The sequence below is a fragment of the Agarivorans sp. TSD2052 genome (assembly GCF_023238625.1).
GTDB lineage: Bacteria > Pseudomonadota > Gammaproteobacteria > Enterobacterales > Celerinatantimonadaceae > Agarivorans.
Map to the genome: position 1 here is coordinate 4,205,634 of NZ_CP096670.1, position 23,509 is coordinate 4,229,142.

The following is a 23,509-nucleotide window of genomic DNA, read 5'->3' on the forward strand; positions in this document are numbered from 1 at the left end:
CCAGCAGCAAAAACCTCTGTCACCGAATCACTAGCAAATGTGATCCTGCGCTAATAACTCACCATGAGCATTGGAGATTTGTGACCGAAACGGTTTTCATCCCACAATTTAACCTTACTTGCTAAAAAATTGAGAATAGACTCACAAAATAGGGATAAAAACGTAAGGACCACGAAATGAATGCTCTCGTTGAACAACGCCAACAATCACAATTGCGCTTTCAACAAGGCAAAGACAATATCATCGTTGGTGATATTGATGCCTGTCCTTTAACCGTTGACGAATTAGTGGCACTTGATGCGAGCTCTCCTCACGTAGTTGAAGTATTTGATGGCGGTTTAACTGCCACGGTATTCCACTTATGCATTAAGGGACGCCATTACAATCTTAAACGCAAGCGCCCTCAAGCATTAGTGCATAACGTAGATGGTGAAACCTCTTTTCTAAACGAAGTTCAGCGCCGCCGTGATATTCAACGCTTAAAAGATTCCCCACAAACTGCCCTAGCCTTTAAGCATATTGTCGCCACCTTATACGCTGACTATCGTCGGGGTTTTATCCTGTCCCCGTGGATCGACGGTAAACCTATATGCAGCTTTAGCCGAGAGATATTTCGCCAGATTTTTGCTAGCCAATTTGCACTTGAACAAGCGGGATTAATGGAATGGGATATGTCGCCAGGCAACATCATTTACGATGGTAGGCAAATTCACTTATTCGACTTTGGCTATATGTACCCTTACGATCCGCTAGAGCATTACAACAGTGATGGCTTAGAAGCGCCGGCATTTCACGCTGTTGAACGCTTAGAAACAAGAAACGTATTTGGTTATCTTTTACGCTACCAAGATGTGATGACCCAAAACGACCAATTAGCTTTGTATCGAGAGCTCAAAGAGGTAGCGTTAGATATCTATACAGAAAAACTGATTTGGCTAAAACAAAATTACGCTAAACCCGCCATCATTCAATGGCAAACGGCCATTATAGAGCGCTGGGAATACGCCCTCGATAACGAACGGTCATTAAAAAATCTTTTCATTGCTGAGAGCTTCCGTTCCCATTGCCTCGATATTGCTGATGACATTAGCGGAAAAAGTTGTACCGCAATGACCTTAAGGCGCATAGACAAGGTAATAACGATGTTAGCCACCGTTTATCTACAATTAGAGAACAATGGTGCGTTGTTATTTGATAACGCCAAATTGGGCCAAGTGGAGCTGATTAAAAAATATCAGGAATACCGAAGCCTTGCCGCTAACTACCAGCAAAAATAGTCGCTCATATTCAAACTGTTAAGCTTTGTTTACAAAGGCCTCAAATATAACTGACGCCTTTGTGATTAAAGCATCACACTTCTGTACAATTTTTACCCTCCTCTAATGTTTTTTCTCTAACATAGCTATCAGCATTAAGCAGCATATTGATCTGCTGTTAGTGCTTACAACTATAAGAAACATATAAAATTCACCCTAGTTGAGCGGATTTCCAAAATATTCGCCATAGCAGGGTGCATAAAAAAACAGCAAAAACAGTATAAGGAAAGGATCCATGAACAAGTTATCGATCGCTCTTGTGGGAGCGACGTTGCTGTCTGCGCCTGCGACAGCCGAGTGGAACTTTAGGGGAACAGCAAACCAATGGCTTGCCACCCCCCTAGCAGTAGTTTCAGGAACCGAATACCAAACCTGCCAAAGCTTTGGCGACAATGACCCACGCTTTAAAATTGACCGCTTTGGCGATTGGAATGAAGCCTATCCTGCAGCCGATGTGCGGGTAACAGCGAACAAGAGTTACGACATTCGCTTCTTTAGCGACAGTAAAAATATTACCACTACCGAAGTCACTAGCTGTGGCGATGTAGAGCCACCGGCAGACAGCTGGTTCTATCGCGGTACGTCTAACGGTTGGGCGACTACCGCCATGACCAGTACCGACAATGTAAACTTCTGTACTACCCAGACTTTTGCTAACAACGACCCACGTTTCAAAATTGACCACTACGGCGATTGGAATGACGCTTACCCAACGGGTGACTTCACTGTAAGCGGTAACGCCAGTTACGACATTTGCTTTAACTCAAGCTCTAAAGCGATTACAGCTACGCCAGTAGATGCAGAAGATACTCAAGCACCTACCGTAAGCGTTAATCCAGCGGCCGGCACTTACACTGAAGCACAGCAAATCAGCTTAAGCGTCAGTGATAACCAAGACAGTGCGCCGGCTATTTACTGCACGACCGATGGGTCAATACCTACTGCTGCGTCTGCACCCTGTAACGAAGTGAGTTTTAGCGCCACCGATGTGGTCACCCAAGGCGTAGACTTAAGCTTAAAAGTGTTTGCCATCGATACTTCGGGTAATTCTTCGGTCAGCAGTTTTGACTACACCATTACCGACGCGCCAGTCGATACGTGGTACTTCCGTGGTACCTCAAACGATTGGCTAGCAACAGCAATGACTACAGAAGACGGGCAAAGCTATTGCACCACCCAAAGCTTTGGTAGCAATAACCCTCGCTTTAAAATTGACCACTTTGGTGATTGGACCGAAAACTATCCAACTGCTGATGTAACCGTAAACCCAGATACCACCTATGATATCTGCTTTAACGCTACGACTAAGCAAGTGACCACCACCGAAATTGAAGGTGAAGACACTAAAGCGCCAGTCGTTAGTGCCAGCCCTTCTGGCGGTCGCTATACCACAGCGCAGCAAATTAGCGTAAGTGTTACCGATAACCAAGACCAAGCGCCGAAGTTGTACTGTACTACCGACAACAGCGTGCCAACGGCGGCGTTAGCGGTATGTAACCAACAAAGCTTTGCCGCCAATGATGTGGTAAATGATGGTATCGACTTAGTATTAAAAGTACTGGCGGTAGATGCTTCAGGTAACGAGGTTATCACCACTTTTAATTACACCATCGACCCAACCATGACTATTGGTAGTGACTTCCGTGAAGAGAATGTTTACTTCATTATGACCGACCGTTTTGCCGATGGAGACACCAGCAATAACAACATCTGGGGTGACGAGTATTTACCTAATGGTGCTGCCGATAAGTACAACACCAACACCAGTAAAACGGGTCCGTTGTCGTACTACCACGGTGGTGATTTCCAAGGCATTATCGACAACCTAGATTACATCCAAGACATGGGCTTTACCGCGATTTGGATTACTCCAGTGGTTAAACAACCTGAAGGACGTCGCTTTAACGCTAATGATGACTATGAGGCTTCGGCTTTCCATGGTTATTGGGGTTACGACTTCGACAAGATTGACCCACATCTACATTCACTAGGAAAAGACAACGATGGCTGGGCTGGATTTGACGCCTTAGTGAACGCATTACATGCTCGTGGTATGAAAATTATGCTCGATATTGTGGTCAATCATGGTCAACCAGGTTCGTCGGTTGTGGGCTCAAAAAGTAAATGGGCCGACCGCGCGTTAGAAATCAAAATGGATGGACAAACCTGGAACTGGGAAACCAATGACCCCTACATGGACGGCGCTAAAAATGGCTTCTTTAGCTATGCCAGCACCGGCAATACTTGGCTAATTGACCTACTCGACTTTAATGAGCATGGCGATGAGGATCAAAATGCCACCCAGCACTTAATCAACGTTTATAAACGCTTTATCGACCACGGTGTAGATGCCTTCCGAATCGATACCGTGTCTTACATGACGGCTGATTTTTGGGAGCGCTTCACACTGGCCATGGACGATCATGCACGTAGCCTAGGCAACGATAGCTTTTACATGGCGGGTGAAGCATGGACAGGCGATCGCAAGTCTGCGGTGGATTTAATTTACAACGGTCAGGGTAAAAAATTCCACATGTTGGATCTACATGGTTCATCTATGGATTTTCCAGGTTGGATGGGCAAAGCCTTTAAAGGCGAAGCTGGGTTTGAAGACGATAACGGTTATGCGCGTATTGCTGGCGCAGACGGTGATGCCTCAGGCATTTATGACCCCACCTATCTTGCCACTTTTGTCGATAATCATGACGTGACCCGCGCCAACGGTATCCTTAGCGAAACCCAATACATGAACAACCTAAACTTTGTTTACTTGTTCCGCGGTTTGCCAGTGGTGTTTTACGGTACCGAGGTACTTTACTCAAACTGGCCACACTACATTACCACCACTGAAAAAGACGACGTAGTAGCGCGCTGGATGTTGGGCTCAGAAGGGATTAACTACGCCAAAACCAATCAACCAACCCTGTATAAACACCTAAAAATGTTAAACAGCCTACGCAGTTCATCGGAAGCCATTCAAAAAGGTCAACAAACCAACTTGTTGCTAGACGGTGATCACGCTGCAATTAAACGCGATAACGGCGCAAGCGTTGCTTATGTTGCGCTAACTAAGGGCTCGGCCTTTAGTTACACCTTTAACAATCTAAGTGATGGTAGTTATCGCCTAATTACGCCTAACACAAACAGCGCAAGCTATAACGAGCAAATTGTTAGCGTATCGGGTGGCAGTCACTCGGTTAGCGTTGCTGCCAATAGCTTCGTAATTTTAGACAAGCAATAAGCCCTAAAGAGCTTCATCTGACCATTAGCTCATAGTATGCGCTAATGGTCAGAACCATTAACTATGGATGAGTTAATACTATGAACAAAACAACAATATTCATTGGCTTAATGCTTGCGACTAGCAGTGCACAAGCCGATTGGTTTTACCGAGGCACCAGTAATGGCTGGGAAACCAAAGCATTAGAGGTGGTATCAGCCACTGAATTTAAAACCTGCCAAACCTTTGGCGACAATGACCCACGCTTTAAAATTGACCGCTTTGGCGATTGGAATGAAGCCTATCCTGCAGCCGATGTGCGGGTAACAGCGAACAAGAGTTACGACATTCGCTTCTTTAGCGACAGTAAAAATATTACCACTACCGAAGTCACTAGCTGTGGCGATGTAGAGCCACCGGCAGACAGCTGGTTCTATCGCGGTACGTCTAACGGTTGGGCGACTACCGCCATGACCAGTACCGACAATATAAACTTCTGTACTACCCAGACTTTTGCTAACAACGACCCACGTTTCAAAATTGACCACTACGGCGATTGGAATGACGCTTACCCAACGGGCGACTTCACTGTAAGCGGTAACGCCAGTTACGACATTTGCTTTAACTCAAGCTCTAAAGCGATTACTGCTACGCCAGTAGATGCAGAAGATACTCAAGCACCTACCGTAAGCGCTAATCCAGCGGCCGGCACTTACACCGATGCGCAGCAAATTAGTGTAAGCGTCAGTGATAACCAAGACAGTGCACCTGCTATTTACTGTACTACCGACGGTTCAACACCGACTGCAGCGTCTGCACCCTGTAACGACGCAAACTTTAGCGCCACCGATGTGGTCACCGAAGGCGTAGACTTAAGCCTGAAAGTGTTTGCCATCGATGCTTCAGGTAATTCTTCAGTAAGCAGTTTTGAGTACACCATCGCCCAAGCAACCGGTGATACTTGGTACTTCCGTGGTACCTCAAACGATTGGCAAACTACGCTAATGGCCAGCACTGGCGGCGACAATTATTGTACTACTCAAAGCTTTGGCAGCAATAACCCTCGCTTTAAAATTGACCACTTTGGTGATTGGACCGAAAACTATCCAACTGCTGATGTAACCGTAGATGCAAACTCCACCTACAAAATATGTTTCAACGCAGCATCTAAAGCCGTAACTACAGAGAAAGAAGCCTGTGTAACAGACTGTGGCACATCAACCGAAACCTTAGGGGCAGTATATTCGGCGACTGAAACTACTTTCTCTATTTGGTCTCCAGACCATAGCAATGTAAAAGTGAAGGTTGATGGAATAGAACATAATCTACAGCCAGTGGGCGATTTTGCAGGTTATAGCCAAGTTTACCAAACTAGCGTAGCCGGCGATTTACACCTAAAACCCTATACTTTCTCAATTAACGGCGTGCAAGTTCGCGACCCATACGGAAAAATGGTTCAACCTGGTACTGGCGATTACGAAGCCATTAACATTGTTATGGACATGACCCGCACAGATCCTGTTGGCGGCTGGGCAACCAGACCAAACTTGGTTGAGCGAGAAGATGCCATTATCTATGAAGTACATGTACGTGATTTTACTATCGATGCAAGCTCAGGTGTCAGTGCGGGTAACAACGGTAAATTCTTGGGCATGGTAGAAGCTGGAACCACTTTTAATGGAGTGAAAACCGGGATCGACCACCTGAAAGAGTTGGGTGTTACTCATGTGCAATTGCTGCCAGTATACGATTTCGCTACCTGTGACGGTTTGCCAGATAGTAATCCTTGTTACAACTGGGGTTACGATCCACGCAACTTTAACGTACCAGAAGAGCGTTACTCTAGCGTACCTACTGATTATGAAGCGCGTGCTCGTGAATTCAAAACTATGGTTAACGAATTCCACAAAGCGGGTATTCGCGTGGTCATGGATGTGGTGTACAACCATACCTTCGATGATGAAATGTTCGAAAATATTTCTGGCCAATACTACACTGCCACCGACTTATCTGGCACCGGTAACTCCATCAATGCCGACGTACCCATGGTAAGCCGTATGATTCAAGATTCTTTAGAATTTTGGGTTGAAGAATATGGCATCGATGGCTTCCGCTTCGACTTAATCGGCATCTTTTCTTACCAAGAAGTAGAAAAGTGGGGACGTCACCTAAATAACAAGTTTGCTGATCGCAAGCTACTGATTTATGGCGAACCATGGAACGGTTATGCAACCGATCCACTAGAAGGTCAACGGGTACGTTACGGCACCACTCATAACATGGCTGATGAGCACATAGGCGTGTTTAATGGTGCGTTCCGTGAGTCTCTAAAAGGTTCCAACGACGATACTCGCACTGGTTACATGTTTAACAATGTAGACGCAGCTGAATCTGGTTGGGCAATCTATGATGGCTTTAAAGGTTCACCTTACAACCCTAATGACGGACGTAACAGCACTTGGTTCCGCAACTATGCGGCAGACCCAGAGCAAAGCATTAACTACATTTCGGCTCACGATAATTTTGGTTTGTGGGACAAAGTGTACTTAAGCACTGCCAGCAACGTGCAACAAGACAGCTCACACCAAGTGATTAGTTTTAATCCACCCAGTGATCTAGGTTACGCGAAACGGGTGGTTAACTTTGGTATGGGCATGGTACTTACCAGCCAAGGTATTCCATTTATCCATGCCGGTGACGAGTTCTTACGGACTAAGACAAATAACCAGCAAATTAATAGCCCTTCAGCGTGGAACTATGGTGCTCATGGCGGTACTCACAATACCTATAACGCACCAGACAGCTTCAATGCGATTCGTTGGGGCAACAAAGCGGATAACGCCGCCACCTTTAACTACTTTAAGCAGTTAATAGCGCTACGCCGCAACCATGCGGGTTTACGAATGAATACGACTCAAGAAATTGACCAGTATTTGACTGTGAGTCGCCCAGACCAGTTTGGCGGCCAAGTCATAACTGGCCATATCACCGATCCCAGTGATAGTCACAACCTGTTTATCGTTTATAACAGTGGTAACAATCAAACCGTTAGCCTACCAGCCGGTAGCTGGAGCAAAGTTGCTGACGCAAGCGGAGCGGTACAATCAGCTACAGTCTCTGGAAACGCCTTCGTTGAAGGCTCAGCCGTGACCTTGTTTACCCAAGCTCAGTAAGCTAAGTCAACTAAAAAGCCCAAGCAAATTGCTTGGGCTTTTTTTTGTCTGCTCGCTAAACTTTATTTGCATCTAGCGAGTGCAGCATTAAATTTAGGTAAAAACTGCGGATGCTTTTTAAGCCAATTAAAACTAAAGAAACTAACAATCTTAACTTCACTGATAGTCTTAACCTTTAATTCTTTATTTATATGCCCGTGATCCATTTCGTTTAGATAGACTTCTGTCGGTGCGAATACCGCCCCCAAACGGCCTCGCTGCAGTAACTCGAACAACACATGGTAATCATAGCGAGTCTGAATATTACTGTAACCATTTTTCAGCAACCATTTTTGCAAAGTAGAGCCATGTAAAACGCCAATCTGCAGCGCTTTCATTTCCGGACTATCTATCGACAACGTTAAGCTCTTTAAGGTGTACAGGTTGCGCTGTGTTAACAATAACGGTTCACTCGCTACACCAAAGTTATCAGTTTGGTTCACTTGGTCTAATACAAAAACGCCGTCGAACTTGCCGTCTGTAAATTCTTTTTTAGCCCGAGCTAGCGGACGAACATCCACTTGATAAGCTTGGCCCATCTCGGTCAATGTGCACTGAATTAAATCAATCGCACTGCCACTCAGTCTTTCTCCCTCTAATACCTGATAGGGAGGTAAATGATGGGTCACCAAACGTAAAGGCTCTGCCTGGCAATACGCTACCGCGCTGAACATCGTTATCGCCAAACAACAACGGCGTAAATTATTCAATAGGATCCATCCTCATACTAGGAACACCTTTTAATAATAGTCGCACAGCGCTTATCAATCATTGTTATTTGCTGCCGCTTAGCTTTGTTGCACCCTTGGTTTCGCTAACGACCAAAAAATTTATTAACCAAGCAACTAACTTTCATAATTTCTAAATGCACATAAAGCGACTAATATTTAACCATCTCAAGTCAATCTTCAGCAAACCTTTGGTAGCGCTGATTTGACGAGAGAGTGGTAAACATCGTTATTCGATGAAGGACAGCAGTTAGATTTACTGTTTATAGCATTTTCTTTTCCTTTGTGGACTCATTCCCAGAGCCCGCCCTCGTTGGCGGGTTATTTTTATTGCATGTCATGCTCGCTACATCGCGCTAGCTAACTACTCTGAACCCACGCTTAAATTGGATAAGCGTGACAGAAATAACAAAACTTTGAAAAAGTGATTTTTATTCCTTTTAAAAGGGTTACTTTGTCTGAATAAGCCTACAAGCTGAATAAGTAGTTAATGAAGAAAATTACCGATACCGAGCTAATCCGCACCGCCAACCGCAGAGATATCATTCAAAGTCTGCGCATTCATGGTGAGTTAGCCAGAGTTGAGCTGGGTGGCTATACCCAGTTAAGCCCAGCAACCGTTACCTCAATCACCTCAGAGTTAGTCCAGCAAGGCATTATTTTTGAACAAAATGTAGTGCTTGAACCTGGCGGCGTTCGCGGGCGGCCTAAAGTAAAATTACAACTCAACAAAAACTCCGCTTTTTACTTGAGTATTAAGTTATCCCTCAATGAAATTGGCTTAATGCTTGGCAACATAAACGGCGAAATAGTTGCACACCGCACGCTGTCGATGGTAACGGTCAGCTTAAATGAAACACAATTGGCTGATACCATACATTCGGTAGTAGAAAATTTCATTACCCAGCACCAAGTTGACCGAGCCAAGTTACGCGGATTAGGCCTCGCCGTACAAGGCGTTATCGAGACGCAAGGTAAGGGGATATTATGGAGCCCGGCGGTAGATGGTGAACACCTACATTTAGTGGATCTACTCAGTCAGCGAGCCCAACTTCCGGTATTTATTGCCAACGATGCAAACTGCCTCGCGGTTGCACTGCATAGCCAGCCTCAATACCAAAATATTAATAATTTTGTGGCTATTCAGCTTGGCTACGGCGTGGGGATGGGCTTAATTGTGAACGGTGAAATTTACCAAGACGCCGGCGCCGCAACCACTGAGTTTGGCCATACTAAATTCACCTTAAATGGATCTCAGTGTCGCTGCGGAGGGCGCGGCTGTATAGAAGCCTACCTAGGTGACTATGCTATTTATCGAGATGCCAGTGCCATCTATAATTTGCCACAATCTGAATTTCTCCATCCTTCAGAAAAGCAAATGCAAGCCCTCTGCGAGCGTGCCCAAAGCGGCGACCAAGTGATGGCTAACATTTTCAACCAAGCCGGCACAGTATTAGGTTTGGGATTGGCCAACATTATGGCGCTATTCAATCCGCAAAAAATCGTTATTTCAGGGCCTGGCGTACGTGATTATGCGTTTATTCATGAAGCGATGAGCAAAACCTTAAAAGAAAACCTCTTGCCCTACCATCAAACCGATGGAGTGGTCGAGAAGTTCTCTTGGGATGAAGACATGACAGGCCTCGGTATGATTGCGATTATTCAGCAGCAAACCGACTAATAAAAAAGGAGCTTAGGCTCCTTTTTAAGCAGGCTTAAACTTGCCGCTGTTTCACCACGAACTGACTCGCATAGTGGCCGATAAGCATGCTAGCGATAAACCAATAAATGGCGGAATCACCACGTAACAAGCTTGCCACTGCAGGGCCAGGACAAATACCTACCATACCCCAACCGATACCAAACAATATCGAACCACCCATTAAACGCTTAGTAATAGCCTGATTGGTCGGCACACAGTGATACTCATCGCCATTTATGGCACGCTCCCTTGGCTTTATGACCAGGTGATAAAATGGGATAAATACCAATAAAGCCCCACCGATAACAAAGGCCAAACTTGCATCCCAAGCACCAAATACGTCTAAAAAGTTAAGTACTTTATTGGGGTCGACCATTTGCGAGATATTCATTCCCAAACCAAATAGCAGGCCTGTAATTAAACCAACTACTATTTTATACATAACCTGCTCCTAAATAAGCGCTCACTCCTACCACGAGAGCTGCAGTTATCATAAATACCCCTGTGGCAAATATCGAACGAGGTGAAAAGCGACCAATACCGCATATGCCGTGCCCACTGGTACAGCCATTAGCCAACTGAGTACCTACGCCAACGGCAAGCCCGGCAAACACAATCCACGATAGAGAGTAATCTGGCAGTACAGGCACGCTAACACCAAGAGGCTGAGTCACCAATACGCTGGCAGCCATGGCACCAACAAATGCTACCCGCCAAGGCCATTCACTTTTGGCTGCACCAAAAATACCACCCAGTACACCACTTATGCCTGCGGTTCTGCCACTTAACAGTAATAATAGAGACGCAGACAAGCCCAAAAGCATGCCCCCCAACAGGGCGCTCCATGGGGTAAAATTACTCATAGATAACTCCAAACGTTTAAATCAAAAAATAGGTTAAGGCGGTCGCAGCTTAACGACAAAATTGTTGTTGTAAGCTATTCAGCAGTTGCTTGATACGCGGGTCAGCAAGACAATAATAGACGTTTTGTGCTTCTTTGCGCACTTCCACTAAACCACTTTCTCTTAGCACCTTTAGATGCTGAGAAAACGCTGATTGGCTGTTCTGGCTGAACTGGCGTAATTCAGTGACGCCCATTTCACTATCACTTAGCAAACACAATACTACTAGGCGATCTGGGTGGGCGATGGTCTTTAGTAGTTCACTCACCAACTCTGCATTTTCTCGCATAACCAACACATCTTGCATACAGCCCCCTTTTTACTTGCCGCTATTATACAAAGCACAGTAAATTAGTCAAACCTAATTTAGCCTTAAATAATTTAGTTTAATTTATATTAGATTATTGCGAATTAGATTTTACTAATATATAGTGATGACAGACTTAACAAGGAGAACGATCATGTCATTAGAAAATGTTGTTCGTATTTTTGCAGGAGCGATGGTGCTACTTTCACTGGCATTAACCCAGTGGGTTCACCCTAACTTTATTTGGTTTACGGTTTTTGTCGGCTTTAATTTGATTCAAAGTGCAATCACCGGTTTTTGCCCAGCCGCGATGGTATTTAAGCGTTTAGGTTTTAAATAGTAAATCATTGATATAAATCATCTTTATGATTAGTTTTTATTCTGCCCTTGAGCAGCGAAGCTATAGTTAAATTTTTGGAGTTTGTTATGCGTAAGATTGTTATCGTAGGTGGTGTTGCTGGTGGCGCGTCCGCGGCTGCCCGAGCTCGCCGTTTAAGTGAAACTGCCGAGATTGTTATGTTAGAGCGAGGCCCGTTTATTTCTTTTGCGAACTGCGGCCTGCCCTACCATATTGGTGGTGACATCGAACAGCGCGATGCTTTATTACTGCAAACTCCTGAAAGCTTTAAAGCCCGATTCAACGTTGATGTGAGGGTGATGAATGAAGTCATTAGCATTGATAGAGAAAACAAAACTGTCACTATTCGCGATCTGCTAAACCAACAAGACTACCTAGAAAGCTACGATGCTTTAGTGTTGAGCCCTGGCGCTGCTCCGATTGTTCCGCCACTTCCCGGCATTCAAAACAATCGTACGTTCTCATTACGCAATATTCCTGACATGGATAAGATTATTGCCAGCATCGACACCAACAAACCTAAACATGCCACCGTTGTGGGTGGCGGTTTTATTGGTATCGAGATGGCCGAAGCCTTAATTCAACGCGGTATAAGTACCAGCCTGATTGAATTGTCATCACAGGTTATGGCCCCTGTAGACCCCGAAATGGCCAGCCCTTTACATCAAGAGCTTCGCCACCATGGTGTCGATCTACATGTAGGCGTCGCGTTAGAAGCTGTATTTCCATCCCATCATGAGAAAGAGGATGAATTAGCCAACCTTGATCCTCAAGCCTTAGCGTTACGCCTAAGTAACGGGGATATACTAGAGACTGAACTACTGATTATGGCGATAGGGGTTAAACCTGAAACCACATTAGCCAAACTCGCCGGAATTGAGCTGGGCGAGCTGGGTGGTATTAAAGTAAATAGTCAATTACAAACCTCTGACCCAGCGATTTACGCTGTGGGTGATGCGATTGAAGATCCTGATTTTGTCACCGGGGACGCAGCACTAATCCCACTGGCAGGGCCGGCAAATCGTCAAGGCCGAATGGTCGCCAATAACATCTTTGGTGCGAACGAGCATTATCAGCGGAGCCAAGGCACCGCAATTTGTAAGATATTCGATATCGCTGTGGCCTCTACCGGTTTAAATGAAAAAACGCTTAAGAGAAAGGGACTTGATTATCAAAAAGTATACGTGCACGCGGCCAGCCATGCTGGTTACTATCCCGGTGCACATCCGATTAATCTCAAGCTATTATTTCATCCGCAAAGTGGTTTGATTTATGGTGCTCAGGCAGTGGGTAAAGACGGTATAGACAAACGTATCGACGTACTTGCAGTAGCCCAACGCGCCGGAATGACAGTATTTGATTTACAACATCTAGAGCTGACTTATGCTCCGCCTTTTGGCAGCGCCAAAGATGTGGTAAACCAAGCAGGTTTTGTTGCGGCCAATAGTATTGATGGCACGACTCGCTTGTGTCACAGCGATGACATCAATCAGCCCACTGAACAGCAGCTAATTTTGGATGTGCGTAATCCTGGTGAGCTAGAGAAATTGGGAGCAATCCCAGGAGCCATCAACATTCCAGTAGACCAATTACGTGACCGCATTGCTGAACTACCTAAAGATAAAGAAATTTTAATTTATTGCATGGTGGGCTTACGTGGCAATGTTGCCTATCGCCAACTGGCTAATCATGGCTTTGAGGCTAAAAACTTAAGCGGTGGCTATAAAACGTGGCTAGCGGATCAAGCAACTCAATAGACCTAAAATGGCGCTATAAGATAGCGCCATTTTTTACCAGGAGGGTAATTCATAATGCAAACTCTAGTCACTGTTTTCCTTGGTCTGCTATTGTTTGCAGCCAATGCCGCTCAGGCAACATCACCCGCTACTAGTAGCTTCACTGTAAGCTCACAAGCGATACCGATTACCGTTGAGTTAGATGCCGTTATTGAAGCGGTAGACGCCGCAACGCTGGCCGCACAAACATCAGGCAGAGTGCTTAAGCTCTATTACGACGTGAATGATTTTGTTGAAAAAGGTTCGGTCATTCTAGAAATCACTAGCACTCAGCAATCCGCCTCTTATGCCTCTGCTAATGCCCAGCTTAGTCGCGCTATTGCACAAAACAACGAAGCCCAACGTCAATGGCAACGACTGCAAAAACTTTACCCCCAAGGGGCGGTGTCAAAGGGTCAGCTCGACCAAGCAGAAACTGAAGCCAAGGCAGCAAAAAGCGCGGTTCACGCGGCGAATGCGGCTTTAGTTCAAGCAAAAGAAACCCTAGAATACACGGTAATTAAAGCACCTTTTTCCGGCATTGTGACTCAGCGTCATGTGCAACTAGGCGAAACCATTTCTCAAGGTCAGCCGCTATATTCTGGCTACTCATTAGAGAACATGCGGGCGATTGCTTACATTCCACAACGCTACCTTGATGTGATCAATAGCGATACGCAGTTTTCTCTTACGCTTGCCGGGCAAACAGAGCTGCTGTCAAATGACTTCACTATTTTCAGGCACGCCGACCCGCAGTCCCACTCATTTAAAATACGCCTCAATCTTCCTACCGACAATACTGTCATGTACCCCGGCAGCTGGGCCAAACTGGGCTTTAGTTATGGCCAACGTCAGCAAATGTGGGTACCCCGCTCCACAGTGCTAGAGCTTAACGAACTGAGTGCAGTCTACTTAAAAACCAGTCAAGGTTATCGTCTTAATCAAGTGCGCTTAGGCGATACTAACGCAGACCAAGTTCAAGTGCTTTCGGGGCTAGAAAATGGTGATGTCATTGCGTTGTCAGCCTATCAAGCAATGCTAGATAAGGAGCAATAGTCATGGGAATAGCTGGACGCATTGGAGAGCGTTTTCTGCACTCGCCAATAACCCCATTGTTAGCCTTAGTGGGCTTATTAATGGGGATATTTTCGGTAATGATTACCCCCAAGGAAGAAGAACCGCAAATTGATGTGACTTTTGCCGATGTTTACATCCCATTTCCGGGTGCAAGCCCCAAAGAGGTTGAGCATTTAGTCACCCTACCTGCTGAAAAAATAATTTCAGAGTTAAATGGTATCGACACCTTGTATTCCTTCTCTCAACCTAATGGTGCAATGCTCATTGTGGTGTTTGAGGTAGGCGTTAAGCGAAACGATGCCATCGTCAGTTTATACAATCAAATCTACGCCAATTTAGACAAATTACCCACCGGAGCAGGCGTTGGCCAACCCTTAATTAAACCACGGGCGATTGACGATGTACCCATCGTAAGTGTGTCCCTTTGGGACGAGAGCCAGCAACTAACGCCTTTCGAATTAACAAAGGTAGCCCACACCCTAGAAACCGAACTGAAACGGATCCCCGGCACCAACGATGTATACACCTTAGGCGAGCAACCTTTGGTCGCGTCAGTGCGCATCGATCCCGTCAAGCTGAATGCTTATGGTGTTGAGTTTAAGCAAATCGCTCAGCAACTACAGGCAAATAACCAGCAATCTGGCTTGGTAGACCTGATTCAAGATAACCAAGTCATCAAAGTTCAAACCGGGCAATTTTTGCGGACCGCCAGCGAACTCGAAAACCTAGTGATAGCAGTCCACCAGCAACAAGCCGTATACCTCACAGATGTCGCCGAGATTAGCCTCAGTGCCGAGCTACCCAGCCAAAGCGTTTGGCTGGTGAATCAGCAAGGTAGCTTCCCTTCGGTGACCATTGCCATTGCTAAACAAGCGGGCGAAAATGCGGTGCAACTGGCGGAGCGAATTGAACAACGAATCAATCAATTAGACAATGTGTTAATCCCTCATCAAGTGAGCCACCAGCTTAGCCGAAACTATGGTGCCACCGCAGCTGACAAAGCCAATACGCTGATTGGCAAACTGATTTTTGCTACTGCCGCTGTAGTACTTTTAGTATTGATTACCATGGGCTGGCGCGAAGCTGTGGTGGTGGGCATCGCCATTGTGATTACTCTGGCCATTACTCTGTTTGCTTCTTGGGCTTGGGGTTTTACCCTGAATAGAGTTTCGCTATTTGCGCTTATTTTCTCCATCGGAATACTCGTTGATGATGCCATTGTGGTGGTCGAAAATATCCACCGCCATATGGGGCTAGCGGCCACTGACCTAAACAAACCCGATTTACTAAGTATTATTCCGCAGGCGGTAGATGAAGTTGGTGGACCCACTATTTTGGCCACCTTTACGGTTATAGCCGCGCTGCTCCCCATGGCCTTTGTGTCTGGCTTAATGGGGCCTTACATGAGCCCTATTCCAATTAATGCCAGCCTCGGCATGCTTATTTCGTTATCAGTTGCCTTTGTATTGTCACCTTGGCTCAGCGCCAAGCTACTGAACAGTAGCGCCCATGGCGTAGCTGAGTCATCAGAAGAGTCGAAGTTACAGCGTTTCTTTGAAGGCTTAATCGGTCCGTTTTTGGATAAAAAAAATGGCAAAAAAGCCCGTGGCTTACTGTGGTTAGCAGTAATACTCATGATCGTCGCAGCGATCGCCTTACCGCTTAATAAGCTGGTCGTCATGAAGATGCTGCCCTTTGATAACAAATCTGAATTTCAGGTGATGGTAGATCTGCCCGAAGGCCGCAGCTTAGAGCAAAACCAACGCTTATTGCTCGAGCTTAGTGATTACCTAATGACGGTACCTGAAGTCGCCGATTTACAACTGTATGCTGGCACCACCGCCCCCATTAATTTTAACGGTTTAGTGCGACACTACTTCATGCGCAACAGCCAAGAGCTCGGTGATATACAAGTTAACTTGGTTGATAAATCGGAACGTGAACGCGATAGCCACAGCATCGCAGGCTCAGTACGTAAACAGTTACAAGCCATTGGCTTACCTTATCAAGCCAATATTAAGGTGGTCGAAGTCCCCCCCGGCCCGCCAGTGTGGTCGCCCATCGTAGCTGAAGTGTATGGGCCCAGTGACGAGATTCGTCAGCAAGCCGCCAATGCCTTGATGCAGCACTTTCATAACACCGAAGACATCGTTGATATCGACATCATGCTGCCAGGCCCACAAAGCCAATGGCGGGTAACCATTGACCGCTCTAAAAGTTCGCTACTAGGGATTAACTATGGTGATATTGTCGAGGTAATTAGCACCGCCGTTGGCGGTAACGATGTGAGCTACTTACACAGTGAGCAACAGCAATACCCAGTGCCGATCCGCTTGCAGCTAAAAGAAGGCGACAAACTAGATTTAGAGCAAGTGCTTAATTTACGCTTAACCAATCAGCAAGGCCAAGCGATACCTTTAAGTGAGTTAGTGAGCATTCAGCAAGGCATCATCGATACACCAATCATGCATAAAAATACCATTCCCATGGTCATGGTCATTGCCGATATGGCAGGCGAATTAGATAGTCCCTTATATGGCATGTTTGACATGGCCTTGAGTGCTGAAGAGGCTGGTTTACCCTTTGCCCAGCATTATATAGAGCAACCCGACGGGCTAAGTGACATTGCAATTTTGTGGGATGGCGAGTGGAAAATCACCTATGAAACATTCCGCGATATGGGCCTGGCCTATGCGGTGGGTATGATCATGATCTATCTATTGGTAGTGGCACAGTTTCGCTCTTATTTAGTACCGCTGATTATTATGGCGCCTATTCCATTAACCATTATTGGGGTGATGCCTGGACATGCCTTATTAGGTGCACAGTTTACTGCCACCTCTATGATTGGCATGATTGCTTTAGCGGGGATCATTGTGCGAAATTCGATTTTGTTAGTCGATTTTATTAATCAGCAAGCCGCCGCTGGCATGCCATTTTCTAAAGCGGTGATTAGCTCGGGTGCGGTAAGAGCCAAACCAATTATTTTGACTGGATTAGCCGCTATGATTGGCGCTTTGTTTATCTTAGACGACCCGATTTTTAACGGGCTAGCGATTAGTTTAATATTTGGAATATTGGTGTCGACCTTGCTCACCTTGGTAGTGATTCCGGTTTTATATTTCGCTTTAATGCGTAAACATTACCCAAGCGAAATGGCTTAAGCTTGACTCATAAAAAAGCCCGGTGTAAACCGGGCAAAAGCTGAGACGCATAAAAATATTTTATTGAGCGCTCACCGTAATAGCTTTAGTCACACTATTAAAGTTGATCCGGTAAGCACTGTTGTCAGACACTTGATAATCGGCAGTTGGGTACGACTCGGTCCAATTGCCATCATCAATTTTGAAACGCGCTGGCGCTTCTTCACCGTTAAAGCTTTGAACGGTGTAATACAAACCACTAGTACTGTCATAATCTAGCTGAGCTTTACCCCATCCATTTGCAGTACCACGGAAGTACCATACTTCATCGCCACCGTTATCAGGATTGGTGCCTCCAACACAGTTCGTAGAGGCAACCCAACTACCTAGTGCGTAACATAAGTTATCACCCGTAGTGCTTAAGTCAGCCGACTGGTTAGCACCATTATCATTGAAGATAAGGTTCAGGCTGCTTAGTTTAGTAGCAAAGTCATAACAGTAATAACCTTCTTTTTGCACCATAGCCACACCAGGCCATTGCGCATTGGCAACTGCAGTTTCTCCGCTTACAGACCAGTAATAAAGTGTTGGCTTACTAAAGCCCGCTTGGTTGTCGTAACACACTTCAGTACCACCAACAGGTTCAGGATCAACAACCACTACTTCAAAGCCACAATCTTGTAGTGAACGCCAAGTGCTGTCTTTGTAACAACCGGCACCGCCCGCCACCGTTAGGTCGGCAGTTTTATTGGCCCCGCCATTACTAAAGATAGCATTAACGCTGCTTAGTTCTACCCCTACATCATGGCACTTAAAGTCACCATTTGTTTGCATGGCTACACCAGGCCAAGCTGCATCAGCTAAGCTACCTGCAGGTTGTGCGCCCCAGTAATAGAGGCTAGACAAGTTTTCAGAAGTACAAATTGACGTCGCGACTACCGGAGTAGCCGGTTTAGGATCGGTGCCACAGTTGGTAGTACATGGGCAATCAGCACCAGTACATACCTCACCAATTTTTGCTCCTACGTGAATCGCAGCAGCTTTATCACCGCCGACACTGAAGTTAGCTTGGCCACCACTTACCGTGATCACCGTTTGGCCACTAGCATCTGCAGCCGCATTACATTGACCAGTACTTTCATTAAAGTCTGCTTCAATAACGTTACAGTACTGACCATCAGGCATGCCGGTGTCAAAGCTTTGGTTGATGTTGCTACCATAACGTTTGTTAATAACTACAAAGCCTAAACCACCGCGGCCAAAGGCTATTTGGTCATTGCCACCTTGCCACCAGTTGCTAATACGCCACTCGCCTGCTGTATGGTTACGGAACCCCACCATATTAGCGATACCGCGCCATTTGTGCTCACACACCCAGCTGCCACCATTAAAGCCACAAGCATTACCGGTATGCACACCGCTGCTTGGTGGCCCTGCATCAAAGTCGCCGTTAAAGTAGTAACCCGACATGATTTTCGGATAACCATAAGGGTAAGCGAGAGCAAAAATATTCGCTAAGAAGTAGCCGTCTCCTTGCACCCCATGCCAAATTGGTCCGCCGGGGTTATGACGCTCTTCATCGTGGTTCGTCACAAAGGTGACCGCATCAGAGCTAGAAAGCTCCATTTGGCCGCCTAAGTCTTTCAACCAAGCAATATTGCTATCTCGGAAGGCTGGACCTAACTTACGGGCAAATTCAAACTCTGTCACATCGCCAATAAACGTGTATTCGGTTGGGCGAACAGGCTCGCCAGGTGCACCAATCACTTCTTGGAAAATGTAAGGGTTACCGTTTAACTTGCCCTTAATTGCCGCTATATCGCCAGCAGGAATATGCTTGGCAGCGTCAATACGGAAACCAGCTACCCCCATGCCTATAGCATCATTCATGTAATCAGCAATTTTCTGGCGTACATAATCTGATCCCGTTTTAAGATCGTTAAGACCCACTAAATCACAGTTTTGTACTTGCCAGCGATTGCCGTAATCAATATCACCTGTACAGGAGTTAAAGTCATTGGGTCCATAAGGCACTTCAGGGAAGTTTCTATCGTAAGCCGCCATGTGATTAATCACTGCGTCTACATAAATATCTACCCCAACATTCTTACAACGTTGAACCATGTTTTGAAATTGTTCACGGCTACCGCTGCGACCTTCAAACGAATAACTAACCGGTTGGTAACGACTCCACCACGCACCCGCGTCGTGGGACTTAGTGGGGGGAGAAACTTGCACAGCGGCAAAGCCTTTAGGCCCAAGCAAGGTTTCACATTCTTGCGCGATATCTTCCCATTTCCATTCGAAGAGGTGTACAAAGGCGGTTCTAGGAGCCGCCATGGCACTGGACGCATAGCCCAGCACCGCACCAACTAGCAGGGCGCTAGTGGCGAGTTTGCTAAATTTTCTCATTGATACTTTCCCATGTAATCGTTGAGCGTCTCTTATGTTTTTTTAGTCACCATCACTCTTTGGTGTTTTATATGGTGAGTAGGTAGAAGACATCGGGAAAAGAACCACAAGTACGGCTTAAACTTAACTATCCCTAGTTAATTTACCTAGTGTTCTACGTTACGCGCAAATTTCGTACAATAGGAAAGTTAGACCAGTTAATGAGCAAGCGATCACAAATAATTAACAAAGCCAACAAAAACAGCGGGCAGCGATCAAATTTCAACCAGACCAGAGAAAAATGTTACTCATCACTAGCTTAGCCATTACAATCGCCATAATAAGCTGAGAATTAAGGCAGTGACATGATAAAGCAATGGTGGCATTCAGCCGTGGTATACCAAGTTTATCCGCGTAGTTTTTGTGATAGCAGCGGTGATGGCAATGGTGATATACGCGGCATTATTAGCAAATTAGATTATCTAGAAAAGTTGGCTATCGATGTAATCTGGTTATCACCCGTCTACCTTTCGCCAATGAAAGACAATGGCTATGACATAGCTGACTACCAGGCCATCGACCCACGCTTTGGCAACTTAGACGATATGCGTGAACTGATTAACTCAGCTCGCCAACGGAATATTGGCATCATGATGGATTTAGTGCTGAACCACACCTCTGATCAGCATGCTTGGTTTAAGCAGGCGCAACAAAGTCGTCAAAATCCTTACCGAGAGTATTACATTTGGCGTGACCAACCCAATGAGATAGCATCCATTTTTGGTGGGCCTGCCTGGCAATTTGACGCGAATACCCAGCAATACTATTTCCACTTATTTGCTGACGCACAGCCCGACCTAAACTGGGAAAACCCCAACGTTGCCAAAGAAATCCAACAAATGATTTCGTGGTGGATAGAGCAAGGTGTCGCTGGCTTCCGCTTAGACGTGATTGACCTAATTGGTAAACAAATTGACCAAGGGATTACCGAAAACGGCCCCCACTTACACCCGCTACTGCAGAATTTGCATCAAGCATGTTTTGCCAACAAGCAATTGGTTACTGTAGGCGAAACATGGGGGGCGACACCTGAGATTGCCAAGCTATACTCAGACCCAGCACGCCAAGAGTTATCCATGGTATTCCAGTTTGAGCACGCCTCCATAGATTGGCATCCCCAGTACGGTAAATGGCAGGTACAAAACTTTGATTTAGTGGCATTAAAAAAAGTACTGAGCAAATGGCAAACTGCCTTTAATGGTGATGGCTGGAACGCCTTATTTTGGAATAACCACGATCTTCCGCGCATTGTCAGCCGTTGGGGCAATGACCAACAATATCGCCGCCGTAGCGCTAAACTATTTGCCACCTTGTTACATGGAATGCAGGGCACTCCCTATATCTATCAAGGTGAAGAAATAGGCATGACCAATGTGCGTTTTGAACAGCTCGATGATTACGACGACATCGAGATAAAAAGCAGTTATCAAGAAAAGGTGGTTGAACAACAAAGCCTTAGCCACCAACAGTTTATGCGCGGAGTCTATACTAGTGCCCGCGATAATGCCCGCACCCCAATGCAATGGGACAGTAGTAACAATGCCGGCTTTAGCCAAGGCCAACCATGGCTGGCACTCAATCCTAATTACCCTGAGATCAATGTAGAAAAAGCGCTGAATGACCAACACTCTGTGTTCTATCACTACCAGCAACTGATCCAGCTACGGAAATCTTCAAAATATAGCGACACCATGATTTATGGGAAATTTTCACTGTTACTCGCTGAGCATAAGCAAGTATTTGCCTACTTGCGCCAGCATAACGCCCAGAGTTTATTAGTGGTATGTAACCTAAGTGAGCAAGCGACTACGATTAGTTTTGACTATGAGGTCGACGACGTAATCTTGAATAACCTGCAGCAAAATAGCCTGCAAGTTATGCAGCTAGAGCAACTGAACTTAGCACCATATCAAGCATTAATATATGCACTAAGTTCCAGTTAGCGTCTATTCACTAAGACTATATTGCTCAGATAAGCGATGGCATAACCACTTATACAAATTGAACGCGGTTGGGCTATTTACCGTGGGTAATAGCTCGTCATCCAAAAATGACTCGCCCTTAAAGGTTAATACATCTCGGTGTTGAGTGACCTCTCTAACTTCAATGCCTGGGATGTAATCTTCATGATCGCGCAGCAGTTGATTAGCAATATCAATCAAGGCTTCTCTAGTTATAGTTTGTTTGCTCATACACTATTTTTCGTGACTAAAAGAGAAGCTTTAGCATACACATTTGCCACGCAAGGCAATAGTTATTAAATCAAAACTTGTGGCATTTTCCTCAGCTTCAATAAATTACAAAACGCGCATTTATTGCTCGGCTTCAAGCTGTTATTTATTGCCATGCCATTGCTGGATAACTAAGCCACTAATAATTAACAATAAACCGATATAGGTGGCAGACTCAATTTGCTCACCTAAAAAATAGCCTATAAAAAACAACGATAAAAATGGCGAAACAAAAATTAGGTTACTGATGCGCGCCGTGTTGTTTGTATATTTAAGCGCTAAAACCCAACAGACAAAAGCGATACCCATTTCAAACAAACCAACATAAGCAGCCCCTAACCAAGCTTTAGCATGCCACGGCGGCAAACCATCGGTGAACCAGCAATAGCAAAAAACCATCGGCAGACTAAAACAAAAAGCCACTAATAAACTGGCAACTGCATCACCTTGATGTCGAGTATTAATAATCCAATAACCGGCCCACAGTAAGGTGCTAAATAGCGCGAGTAACACCCCCGCTACACTATCAAACTGCATCGCCAAAATATCGCCACGAGTGGCTATCACTAGTACTCCCAGGTAGCCCAAAGCCATCGCCACTAAATCTTGCTTGCGTAGTTGTTGCTTTAAAAAGGGGACAGCTAACAACGCTAAGGTAATTGCCCACGTGTAATTGAGAGACTGTGCCTGTTGGGCAGGCAGTAAATCGTAGGCTTTAAATAACACCAAATAATAAAGAAATGGATTAATCGCGCCTACCAATAAAAAATAGGCCGGCCTAGCAAGCGCATACCGCCAGGCTAAGTGAAGCTTGTTTTGCCACAGCAATACACTACTAAGCAATAAGATCGAGCTAATAGAGGCTAACAATACCAACTGGATTGGCGTTAACCACTGCAGCGCTAATTTGAAGGCTGTTGCCACGGTAGACCACATCAGTACGGCAGTTAAGCCAAAACAATAGGCTTTGGTTTGTGTTTTCATCAGTGCAGCTAAATATTGGAAACTAAAGTCGGCAGTGTATGCGGCATAACAGGCTATAACAAGCTGCTTATAAATGATTGTTATTAGTGACGCAGGCCATTGA

The 23,509-nt window shown here is 45.5% G+C and carries 16 protein-coding genes; 9 read left to right on the forward strand and 7 right to left on the reverse strand.

Features of this window, described 5'->3' with window-relative positions:
• Nucleotides 1-176 precede the first annotated feature (176 nt).
• From M0C34_RS19260 to M0C34_RS19270, 3 genes are all read left to right on the forward strand, one after another.
• Nucleotides 177-1,277, forward strand: a complete 1,101-nt coding sequence (locus M0C34_RS19260) for a protein kinase family protein (protein ID WP_248713275.1) — start codon at nucleotides 177-179, stop codon at nucleotides 1,275-1,277.
• A 274-nt stretch (nucleotides 1,278-1,551) separates the two neighbouring features.
• Entirely contained in the window at nucleotides 1,552-4,557 is a 3,006-nt protein-coding gene (locus tag M0C34_RS19265; protein WP_248713276.1) for an alpha-amylase family glycosyl hydrolase, read from the forward strand.
• Nucleotides 4,558-4,637: 80 nt separating this feature from the next.
• A complete protein-coding gene (locus M0C34_RS19270) occupies nucleotides 4,638-7,709 on the forward strand; it encodes an alpha-amylase family glycosyl hydrolase (RefSeq protein ID WP_248713277.1) in 3,072 nt (1,023 codons plus the stop codon).
• A 62-nt stretch (nucleotides 7,710-7,771) separates the two neighbouring features.
• On the opposite strand, the gene M0C34_RS19275 is transcribed toward M0C34_RS19270, so the two are convergent.
• The gene (locus M0C34_RS19275) at nucleotides 7,772-8,458 is read right to left on the reverse strand and encodes a substrate-binding periplasmic protein (protein WP_248713278.1); all 687 of its coding nucleotides are present in this window, start codon (nucleotides 8,456-8,458) and stop codon (nucleotides 7,772-7,774) included.
• A 508-nt stretch (nucleotides 8,459-8,966) separates the two neighbouring features.
• On the opposite strand from M0C34_RS19275, the gene M0C34_RS19280 reads away from it, so the two are divergent.
• The gene (locus tag M0C34_RS19280; protein ID WP_248713279.1) at nucleotides 8,967-10,157 is read left to right on the forward strand and encodes an ROK family protein; all 1,191 of its coding nucleotides are present in this window, start codon (nucleotides 8,967-8,969) and stop codon (nucleotides 10,155-10,157) included.
• A 34-nt stretch (nucleotides 10,158-10,191) separates the two neighbouring features.
• Here M0C34_RS19280 and M0C34_RS19285 read toward each other — a convergent pair whose 3' ends face one another.
• From M0C34_RS19285 to M0C34_RS19295, 3 genes are read right to left on the reverse strand one after another with little or no spacing between them, the layout of a single operon-like run.
• Nucleotides 10,192-10,620, reverse strand: coding sequence for a YeeE/YedE family protein (locus tag M0C34_RS19285; RefSeq protein ID WP_248713280.1), 429 nt, complete (start codon nucleotides 10,618-10,620; stop codon nucleotides 10,192-10,194).
• Nucleotides 10,613-11,041 (reverse strand): YeeE/YedE family protein, encoded by a 429-nt coding sequence (locus M0C34_RS19290; protein ID WP_248713281.1) that lies wholly within the window; start codon nucleotides 11,039-11,041, stop codon nucleotides 10,613-10,615. Before M0C34_RS19290 ends, M0C34_RS19285 begins: the two co-directional genes overlap by 8 nt.
• Before the next feature lie 49 nt (nucleotides 11,042-11,090).
• Nucleotides 11,091-11,387, reverse strand: a complete 297-nt coding sequence (locus M0C34_RS19295) for an ArsR/SmtB family transcription factor (RefSeq protein WP_248713282.1) — start codon at nucleotides 11,385-11,387, stop codon at nucleotides 11,091-11,093.
• Nucleotides 11,388-11,541: 154 nt separating this feature from the next.
• Here M0C34_RS19295 and M0C34_RS19300 point away from each other — a divergent pair, with 154 nt between their 5' ends.
• From M0C34_RS19300 to M0C34_RS19315, 4 genes are all read left to right on the forward strand, one after another.
• The gene (locus tag M0C34_RS19300) at nucleotides 11,542-11,727 is read left to right on the forward strand and encodes a YgaP family membrane protein (RefSeq protein ID WP_220720015.1); all 186 of its coding nucleotides are present in this window, start codon (nucleotides 11,542-11,544) and stop codon (nucleotides 11,725-11,727) included.
• Between the two features lie 86 nt (nucleotides 11,728-11,813).
• Entirely contained in the window at nucleotides 11,814-13,502 is a 1,689-nt protein-coding gene (locus tag M0C34_RS19305) for an FAD-dependent oxidoreductase (protein WP_248713283.1), read from the forward strand.
• Between the two features lie 54 nt (nucleotides 13,503-13,556).
• On the forward strand, nucleotides 13,557-14,576 hold the full coding sequence (locus M0C34_RS19310) for an efflux RND transporter periplasmic adaptor subunit (protein WP_248713284.1): 1,020 nt from the start codon (nucleotides 13,557-13,559) through the stop codon (nucleotides 14,574-14,576).
• A gap of 2 nt (nucleotides 14,577-14,578) precedes the next feature.
• Nucleotides 14,579-17,761 carry an efflux RND transporter permease subunit gene (locus tag M0C34_RS19315; RefSeq protein WP_248713285.1) on the forward strand — a complete coding sequence of 1,061 codons (3,183 nt, stop codon included), beginning with the start codon at nucleotides 14,579-14,581 and terminating at the stop codon, nucleotides 17,759-17,761.
• A gap of 60 nt (nucleotides 17,762-17,821) precedes the next feature.
• Here the strand turns inward: M0C34_RS19315 and M0C34_RS19320 are convergent, their stop codons facing one another.
• Nucleotides 17,822-20,152 carry a starch-binding protein gene (locus tag M0C34_RS19320; protein WP_248713286.1) on the reverse strand — a complete coding sequence of 777 codons (2,331 nt, stop codon included), beginning with the start codon at nucleotides 20,150-20,152 and terminating at the stop codon, nucleotides 17,822-17,824.
• Between the two features lie 344 nt (nucleotides 20,153-20,496).
• On the opposite strand from M0C34_RS19320, the gene M0C34_RS19325 reads away from it, so the two are divergent.
• Entirely contained in the window at nucleotides 20,497-22,134 is a 1,638-nt protein-coding gene (locus M0C34_RS19325; protein ID WP_248713287.1) for a glycoside hydrolase family 13 protein, read from the forward strand.
• Between the two features lie 3 nt (nucleotides 22,135-22,137).
• Here M0C34_RS19325 and M0C34_RS19330 read toward each other — a convergent pair whose 3' ends face one another.
• Nucleotides 22,138-22,383, reverse strand: a complete 246-nt coding sequence (locus M0C34_RS19330; RefSeq protein WP_248713288.1) for a DUF2498 family protein — start codon at nucleotides 22,381-22,383, stop codon at nucleotides 22,138-22,140.
• Between the two features lie 141 nt (nucleotides 22,384-22,524).
• Complete coding sequence (locus M0C34_RS19335) at nucleotides 22,525-23,406, reverse strand: DMT family transporter (protein ID WP_248713289.1); 882 nt, start codon at nucleotides 23,404-23,406, stop codon at nucleotides 22,525-22,527.
• Between the last annotated feature and the right edge of the window lie 103 nt (nucleotides 23,407-23,509).

Coding starts and splice junctions, on each gene's coding strand:
- M0C34_RS19260 (WP_248713275.1), top strand. CDS start 177: ATGAATGCTCTCGTTGAACAACGCCAACAATCACAATTGCGCTTTCAA.
- M0C34_RS19265 (WP_248713276.1), top strand. CDS start 1,552: ATGAACAAGTTATCGATCGCTCTTGTGGGAGCGACGTTGCTGTCTGCG.
- M0C34_RS19270 (WP_248713277.1), top strand. CDS start 4,638: ATGAACAAAACAACAATATTCATTGGCTTAATGCTTGCGACTAGCAGT.
- M0C34_RS19280 (WP_248713279.1), top strand. CDS start 8,967: ATGAAGAAAATTACCGATACCGAGCTAATCCGCACCGCCAACCGCAGA.
- M0C34_RS19285 (WP_248713280.1), bottom strand. CDS start 10,620: ATGTATAAAATAGTAGTTGGTTTAATTACAGGCCTGCTATTTGGTTTG.
- M0C34_RS19290 (WP_248713281.1), bottom strand. CDS start 11,041: ATGAGTAATTTTACCCCATGGAGCGCCCTGTTGGGGGGCATGCTTTTG.
- M0C34_RS19295 (WP_248713282.1), bottom strand. CDS start 11,387: ATGCAAGATGTGTTGGTTATGCGAGAAAATGCAGAGTTGGTGAGTGAA.
- M0C34_RS19300 (WP_220720015.1), top strand. CDS start 11,542: ATGTCATTAGAAAATGTTGTTCGTATTTTTGCAGGAGCGATGGTGCTA.
- M0C34_RS19305 (WP_248713283.1), top strand. CDS start 11,814: ATGCGTAAGATTGTTATCGTAGGTGGTGTTGCTGGTGGCGCGTCCGCG.
- M0C34_RS19310 (WP_248713284.1), top strand. CDS start 13,557: ATGCAAACTCTAGTCACTGTTTTCCTTGGTCTGCTATTGTTTGCAGCC.
- M0C34_RS19315 (WP_248713285.1), top strand. CDS start 14,579: ATGGGAATAGCTGGACGCATTGGAGAGCGTTTTCTGCACTCGCCAATA.
- M0C34_RS19320 (WP_248713286.1), bottom strand. CDS start 20,152: ATGAGAAAATTTAGCAAACTCGCCACTAGCGCCCTGCTAGTTGGTGCG.
- M0C34_RS19325 (WP_248713287.1), top strand. CDS start 20,497: ATGATAAAGCAATGGTGGCATTCAGCCGTGGTATACCAAGTTTATCCG.
- M0C34_RS19330 (WP_248713288.1), bottom strand. CDS start 22,383: ATGAGCAAACAAACTATAACTAGAGAAGCCTTGATTGATATTGCTAAT.
- M0C34_RS19335 (WP_248713289.1), bottom strand. CDS start 23,406: ATGAAAACACAAACCAAAGCCTATTGTTTTGGCTTAACTGCCGTACTG.